Annotated in this window: 4 protein-coding genes and 1 pseudogene; all 5 read right to left on the bottom strand. The window is 57.6% G+C overall.

The genetic code is table 11. The annotated features are described in order from the left end of the window. Positions 1–59: 59 nt before the first annotated feature. On the bottom strand, positions 60–293 hold the full coding sequence (locus VBE63_RS25490; RefSeq protein ID WP_323685807.1) for a hypothetical protein: 234 nt from the start codon (positions 291–293) through the stop codon (positions 60–62). An 11-nt stretch (positions 294–304) separates the two neighbouring features. Continuing rightward, entirely contained in the window at positions 305–565 is a 261-nt protein-coding gene (locus VBE63_RS25485) for a hypothetical protein (RefSeq protein WP_323685806.1), read from the bottom strand. A gap of 138 nt (positions 566–703) precedes the next feature. After that, a complete protein-coding gene (locus tag VBE63_RS25480; RefSeq protein ID WP_323685805.1) occupies positions 704–3052 on the bottom strand; it encodes a DUF4268 domain-containing protein in 2349 nt (782 codons plus the stop codon). Positions 3053–3373: 321 nt separating this feature from the next. Next, complete coding sequence (locus tag VBE63_RS25475; RefSeq protein WP_323685804.1) at positions 3374–3763, bottom strand: type II toxin-antitoxin system VapC family toxin; 390 nt, start codon at positions 3761–3763, stop codon at positions 3374–3376. Continuing rightward, positions 3760–4151, bottom strand: a pseudogene (locus tag VBE63_RS25470) (hypothetical protein); the annotation flags it as partial. The pseudogene VBE63_RS25470 and the gene VBE63_RS25475, both read right to left, overlap by 4 nt.

Here is a 4151-nt window from a genome sequence, read left to right as displayed (position 1 = left end):
GAGTGTTTTGATCAATTTAGCCAGCTTGCCATCAAAGGTAAAGTTGGCATCGACTAGTCTCATAGCGCGTCGCTCACCGCATCCGACCAGGCCGTCTGCTCGCGCGCCATGCGCTCAGGGTCCGCATACTGCTTGAGGCTGCCGCGCAAGCTCTTGCGCGACTGAGCGCCTTGGGGTGATGCGTTTGCCGTGGTCAGGATGATGACCTCGACCTCCTTGCCCCAGAAGGCTTCTGGCAATCGCAGATGCAGTTCGCCGTGGGTGACCCGTTCAATCGTGCGGATGGCTTCCATGGGTGATGTGCTCACTGTGCAAGAGGGTTTTGCCGAGCCTGAACCGCGTTCCAACCTTCGCGCGCCGAGGCCAGATATTCATCCACGGCTTGGCGTGACTGCTGCGCGAGGCCATAGAAGCGTTGCGGGTCGAAGGGCTCGCGTGCTGGCTCAGGGTGTGGCTCGGCGGCGCCCTCGTCTTGCGCGAGTTGCTGCAGGACCACTTGCGCTAGACGAATCTTGTCCGCGTGCGAGAGCGCGCCGACCGAAGGCAGAAGTTCGTCGATGGTCATGGTGTGGGCTCCGTTGGTGCTGCGGATGCAGTGGGGAAGAGTTGCTGCATCAGCCCTTTCTTGTGGGTCTTGAGGGCGTCGAGCATGTCCGCCTGCGCGGCGATCAACTGCCTTGCTGATTCAACTGCTGATCACGATTCACTGCTTGAGCCACGGCGAAGCAGCGGCATACAGTCTCGTCATGGCTTTGACAGCCTGCTCAATAACGCCATCCCAAGTCGTCTCGTCAACCCAGCCTCCCTCGATACGAACACCGATCCAAGAGGCCCGGCGATCATTCAGTCGATGCCATTCTAGGCCGCCGCCAAATACGGATTCGATGGCGTCGCGATGACCATCATGGAGAGCGTCGTAGAGCGCCTTGTTCACAACCGCGTCAGGACCATCGATGTAAATCGTGACCCGCGTTTCGGTCATCGTGACCCAGTAGTTCCACCAAACACCGTCGCGGCGAGCACCCGTCCAATGGTATTTGCCGGGAGAGATTTTCGCATGCAAGTCGGAGCCTGCCTTGGCGCGCTCGAGTAGTTTGGTCCAGAAGGCCAGCCGTGCTGCGAACCGATCAGGGCGGTTGGCGGCCTCTGCTTCCTCTTCGTCGACGGTGGCGATGGGTTCATAGGTCGGCGGCTTTTCGCCATCCAGATCGAGCCGCGATGGATTCCAGACCCATTCAGCAATGCGGATATAGAGTTCCTGGCGTTGCTGCTGTTCCTCAGGGCCGAAGCTATCGTAGGCGCGGAATGGGAGGCCGGTTTGCTCAATCAAGGCCGAGAACGTCGGGTGGTTCTGATATGCCAGTGGGTGCAAGCTGCGGGCGAGCAGGTTGGCGCTGTGTGCCATGTACGCGTCGCGTTTCTGTTCGTAGGTTCCATCCCCCAGGCTCTGGTTGATCCCCCGCTGGAGGAGTAGCAGCCCGCCGATCCGGTTGCGCTCGGTATCAAAGTCGCTTTGGTGGTTGAACCATTCGGTGAACCGTTCGTAACGGTCCGCCCAAATGTGCTCGATCTCGAACGGTTTCGCCTTGCCCTGAGAGATGAGATCCTCGAAGTGTGCTGGCTGGCCGCAGCGGCTTTCAAGCCACAAGGTCAAGCGCGCGAGGATGTGGCGAACCTGGCGATAATTCTGATTGTGAAGCCGAAACTGCGGCGCGCTAGCAAAGCTTTCGGGCTGCGCGTCGAGTTGCGCGCGTAAGAAGGTCGCGAGGTCCGCGACATCACGCCCGCGCAACTCCTTGGTGAGCTGGAAGATGGTGTACTTGACCGATGAGTAACTGATGGTGCGGAAACACCAGATCCGACGCGCGAGCCAGATGTCCACGAAGTCCGCGACCAGCGCCATCTTCCTGCACGTCACATCTTTGGAGTCCTCGGGGTTCAGCGGTGCAAGCAGGAGCTGTGTCTGCAGCGTAAAGCCGCGGTCTGCATTGAAGCGAATCGACTCAAGCCCAGGCTCCAGTTTGGTCATCGCCTGACGAATGGTCAGGACCTGGCGGCTAAAGAAGTCGAGATCCCGACGCACAAAGCGCAGGATGCCATCCGCATCCACCAGGCCGAGCGGTTCGCGCTGATCCCGAACCCAGCGATGAAACTCGGTGCCAATGCGTTCGTAGTCTTTGTTTTCTGCCCCCTTCGCGCCGGGGCGGATCGTTTGTGCATGACGAGCGCGTAGCCAATCCTTGAAGAAATCGACATCCCCCTCGTTTTCCACCGCCCGCAGCGCCTGCATCCGGGATTTCCAGAGGTGGTTGACCTCACGTTGATCCCCCTCGTTGTAGATGTTCGCCAGGACATAGCCCTTGAGCATCTCCGGCAAACTCAAGGGCAAGCCACGGTCGTTCATGGTCTCGAAGATCGTGTAGGCGTCCTCGTCCGAGTAGGCTTCAATCACCACCAGATGAACGTTCTCGAGCAGCCAATCGACGAAGAACGGCAGTGCGACGTCGTCGATCTCATCGGGAAGGTGCTCGGCAACATTGGCGGCGCGGTCCTGAAGGTTGGCGACCGATGGGGTTGCGTCACTGGCGTCGAACTGCGCCCCTTTGCCGTCCATCAGGGCGCGCATGATGGGCTCGCGGTCGGGAACGTTCAGATTGAAACTTTTGCTACCAAACTTCTCTGAGAAGATCAGGTTTCGCACGTCCACGGCATCCGCCCGTTCTCCTTGGCGATGGTGAAGCTCGATCAGCAGCAGCGTCAGCGTGGTGAGTCGCTGTTGCCCATCGACGATGAATCGCTGACCCCGTTTATGGCTGAGCACGACAGAACCCAGGAAGTAGTGGCCGTAGCCCTCCACCTGGGCGCGGACATGCCCAGGTTCGTAGTAGTCCAGAAACTTGCCTGTCAGATCATCAATCAGCTCACGGACCTGCCGTTCCTGCCAACCGTACTCGCGCTGATAAAAATCGATGGCGTACTTGGCCTTATCGAGCAGCTCGCGAACCGTGCGGGCGCGGGCTTCGATGGATTTTGGCTGGTTCGGCTCGGTCATAGATAAATCCAGGCTGGAGACGGGATATCATTAACGGAACGAAGTGATAAGAACCGACACGCCTCTTGCTAGCGATAATTTTTTATACCAACAATGATTCATTTGGTTAGGCCCGCGCATGAGTCTTATCATAGTAAGTTATTCCAAACAGGGCTGCTAAGCAATTTATGGAAAAATAACGTGATTGGCTGCCTTTAGTAATGCATCTGACACGTTCGGTAGGGCTTCATTTGATAACATCTTAGTTTCGGAACATAACAATATGAGAAGCGCTTTCTCTTTGTTGGTTGTGCGTATTGAATCTGTCCCTACAGCCCGGTCTTAGCGCCAATAAACTGGAACCATTCCCCAATCCGTGATCTTTTCATCCCTTGTCACCAACAGGGCATTGTGCGTCAAACTGCTGGCGACAATCAGTCGATCCGCTGGATCACCATGAAACTCGCCGGGCAGGCGGGTCGAAAGCACGGCGATCTCCGGCGTTAAAGGCAACAACCCGACACTAGGGCGCTGGAACGCCAGCTTGATCCAAACTGCGACATCCATACTCAAGCCAATCCGATGCTTTGCGACCAGCATGGCGAGCTCCCAACAGCAGATGGCGGGAATCCCGACGTAATCGGCGCGATCAATCAACTGCCGAGTCGCTTCGGGAAGTGTTGGCGACTCGTCAATCCACCAGATCCAGGCATGGGTGTCGAGGATAATCATTGGCTGGCATCCCAGTCGACATCAATCGGTGAGACGATATCCTTTTCGAAGGTCACACTGCCTTTTAGCGGATGATGCCCGCTAACATGCGATGGCTCGGACTGCGAAAAGACGTGCTCTTCCTGGGCGAGTTGCTGCAGGACGATCTGCGCTAAGCGAAGCTTGTCCGCATGTGAGAGCGCGCCGACCGAAGGGAGAAGTTCGTCGATGCTCATGGCGTAGGTCCCGTTGGTGTTGCGGCTGTCGTGGGAAAGACTTGCTGCATCGGCCCTTTCTTGTGGGTCTTGAGGGCGTCGAGTTTGTCCGCCTGGGCGGCGATCAGGGTTGGCGCTTTTCCCTGAGCGCCATCGCTTGTTGACTAATGGATTCGATGGATGTGGCTTCGCAC

The organism is Lamprobacter sp. (genome assembly GCF_034860625.1).
GTDB lineage: Bacteria > Pseudomonadota > Gammaproteobacteria > Chromatiales > Chromatiaceae > Lamprobacter.
The sequence above is the reverse complement of the archived record's forward strand: the minus strand, read 5'-3'. Positions and strand labels throughout refer to the sequence as shown.